The sequence below is a fragment of the Salinivibrio sp. MA427 genome, assembly GCF_001996115.1.
Classification (GTDB): Bacteria; Pseudomonadota; Gammaproteobacteria; order Enterobacterales; family Vibrionaceae; genus Salinivibrio; species Salinivibrio costicola.
Genome location: NZ_MUFH01000306.1, coordinates 1 through 2,806 on the forward strand (window position 1 = coordinate 1; position 2,806 = coordinate 2,806).

The 2,806-nt window shown below is 48.4% G+C and carries 4 protein-coding genes; 3 read left to right on the forward strand and 1 reads right to left on the reverse strand.

Annotated features, from left to right (window positions below; genetic code table 11):
* Window positions 1-86 precede the first annotated feature (86 nt).
* The 3 genes from BZG79_RS13675 (at window position 87) to ppk2 (ending at window position 2,594) form a co-directional block, all read left to right on the forward strand.
* Entirely contained in the window at window positions 87-689 is a 603-nt protein-coding gene (locus BZG79_RS13675; protein ID WP_021022905.1) for a peroxiredoxin C, read from the forward strand.
* A gap of 205 nt (window positions 690-894) precedes the next feature.
* Window positions 895-1,638, forward strand: coding sequence for a copper homeostasis protein CutC (locus BZG79_RS13680; protein WP_077774677.1), 744 nt, complete (start codon window positions 895-897; stop codon window positions 1,636-1,638).
* Window positions 1,639-1,781: 143 nt separating this feature from the next.
* Window positions 1,782-2,594 (forward strand): polyphosphate kinase 2, encoded by an 813-nt coding sequence (gene ppk2 / locus BZG79_RS13685; protein WP_077677725.1) that lies wholly within the window; start codon window positions 1,782-1,784, stop codon window positions 2,592-2,594.
* Between the two features lie 4 nt (window positions 2,595-2,598).
* On the opposite strand, the gene BZG79_RS13690 is transcribed toward ppk2, so the two are convergent.
* A partial coding sequence (locus BZG79_RS13690) for a PhoU domain-containing protein (protein WP_277919742.1) occupies window positions 2,599-2,806 on the reverse strand: 208 nt, incomplete at its 5' end.

Below are 2,806 nucleotides of genomic sequence, written 5' to 3' on the forward strand. Positions count from 1 at the left end.
TTTTTCAATCTAACAAGTTAGCTATAGTTTGTCTCGCTTATATAGGAACCTGATTATCAGGACAACAATTAAATAGGAGCTGAGATATGGTACTCGTAGGTCGTCAAGCACCAGATTTTACTGCCGCTGCCGTACTAGGTAATGGCGAAATCGTTGATAACTTCAACCTGAAAGAGTTCACCAAAGGCAAAAAAGCAGTTGTCTTTTTCTACCCACTCGACTTCACTTTCGTGTGCCCATCAGAGCTGATCGCATTCGATAAGCGCCTGAGCGATTTCCAAGCTAAAGGTGTTGAGGTAATCGGTGTGTCTATCGACTCTCAGTTCTCACACAACGCATGGCGTAAGACAGCTATCGATGATGGCGGTATCGGCGCAGTAAAATATCCACTGGTTGCTGATGTGAAGCACGAAATTTGTAAAGCATACGATGTTGAACACCCAGAAGCGGGCGTTGCATTCCGTGGTTCATTCTTGATCGACGAAGACGGTGTTGTTCGCCATCAAGTCGTTAACGACCTGCCACTAGGCCGTAACATTGACGAGATGCTACGTATGGTTGATGCATTGAACTTCCACCAGAAAAATGGCGAAGTTTGTCCTGCACAGTGGGAAGAAGGTAAAGCAGGTATGGCTGAGTCACCTGAAGGTGTTGCCGCGTATCTGTCTGAGCACACTGACGACCTGTAATAAGGTTACGTGCCCCGCACTGAGCAATGTGCCCATACTAAGCAATGTAACAGTATAATGAGGCCCGGTTAAACCGGGCCCTTTTTTTATTGTCTCTCAACACCTTCCTTCCCTCCCGTTTCTCTACATGTCACACCTTGTCTGATTTGTTCATGACGCTTGCTCTGGTCACGGTTATGCTAGACCGTTCAAACAAGGAGCACCTATGACCGTCACCGTCGAAGTATGTATTGATAGTATCCAATCTTTATCGATTGCTCAGCAAGCGGGCGCAGACCGTATCGAGCTTTGTGCTTCACTCAAGCTCGGTGGCCTCACGCCAAGTATGGGCACCCTGAATCAAGCGATGCAACAAGCTCGCGTGCCTATTTACGCGATTATACGTCCACGAGAAGGGGACTTTGTTTATAGCCATGATGAAGCTGAAGTGATGCTTAAAGATATTGCCACTGCCCGCAAAACTGGCTGTCATGGCGTGGTGATTGGCGCCTTACGCCCAGATGGGACAGTAGACTTAACGTTACTCGATGCCATGCTGGCCGAAGCCCGAGGTATGGGGGTGACGTTCCATCGGGCGTTTGATCATTGCACCGAGCCAATGGCAGCGTTAGACGCCCTTATCGCGCGACCTGCCGTGGAACGTATTCTGACCTCAGGTGGTGCCAACCATGCCGAGCAAGGCAAAGAAACACTAAAAGCCTGGGTCGATTACGTCCGTCATACGCCGCTTCGGATCATGCCAGGTGCCGGGATCACAGCGCATAATGCCGCAGAAATCATCGCTCATACCGGCGCACGAGATWTCCACCTGTCCGCGCGTACCACACAAGCAAGCGCCGCCCACACTCATGCGATGGCGACGATGGGTGAAGGTGAAAAGATCGGTTACCCCATCACTGATCCCATGCAAGTCAGGGCGGTAAAGCAGGCAGTCGCTCGGTTCAGTTAAATGCAATATGTCAGCCGCTCTCACCATACTGTGATTGACCAAACCTTTTTGTCGATAAGCTTGTGTCCTAGAGACAAGGATATTGCATCTCACCGTTGAGTTTCCTAACTTGAAATGATGGTCTTCACAAAAGGAGTGCTGCTTTGTCGGATAAAAAGCCCCTTAAAATCAGCAAAAAACACTACGAAAAAAAATTACTTGAGTTGCAAACCGAGCTAGTCAAATTACAAGAGTGGGTAAAACACAAACAGCTGAAAGTCGTGGTGATCTTTGAAGGGCGAGATGCCGCCGGTAAAGGTGGGGTGATAAAACGGATTACCGAAAAACTCAACCCACGCGTGTGCCGTGTGGTTGCACTAGATAAACCGACGGAACGCGAGCGCACACAGTGGTATTTTCAACGCTATATCGAACACCTTCCAGCGAGCGGAGAGATAGTTTTATTCGACCGCAGTTGGTACAACCGAGCCGGCGTAGAACGTGTCATGGGGTTTTGTACCGAGGAAGAATATGAAGAGTTTTTCCGCACTTGCCCTGAATTTGAGCGAATGCTGATCCGCTCGGGGATTATTTTGCTCAAATACTGGTTTTCCGTCTCCGACGAAGAACAAGAAAAGCGTTTTGCCGAGCGAATAAACACGCCAATAAAACGCTGGAAATTTAGTCCCATGGATTTGGAGTCACGCAGCCGCTGGGTGCAATACAGTGAGGCGAAAGATCGCATGTTTGCTTATACCGACACCAAGGAAAGTCCATGGTGGGTAGTGGAAGCTGATAATAAAAAGCATGCGCGACTTAATTGTATCGCGCATCTTCTCTCCCAGATCCCCTATCAAGAGATTGAATACCCAGACGTTATTCTTCCCGAGATCAGCAAAGAGGGCTATGTGCGCATGCCGCTTCATGACCAAAGTTTTGTCCCTGATAAGGTCAGTGAGTGGATCGATAACGACTAAACGCCTATTTGAGGAGCTTTTCGAGCTCCTCTTTTTGAATGTGACGAACATCTTTCCCTTTTACAAAATAGATGATGTACTCACAAATATTCTGGCAGCGATCGCCCACGCGCTCGATCGCACGCGCTGACCACATCACTTTTAGCACATTAGGGATAGAACGAGGATCTTCCATCATATAGGTCATCAACTGACGCAAAATTCCCTCATAC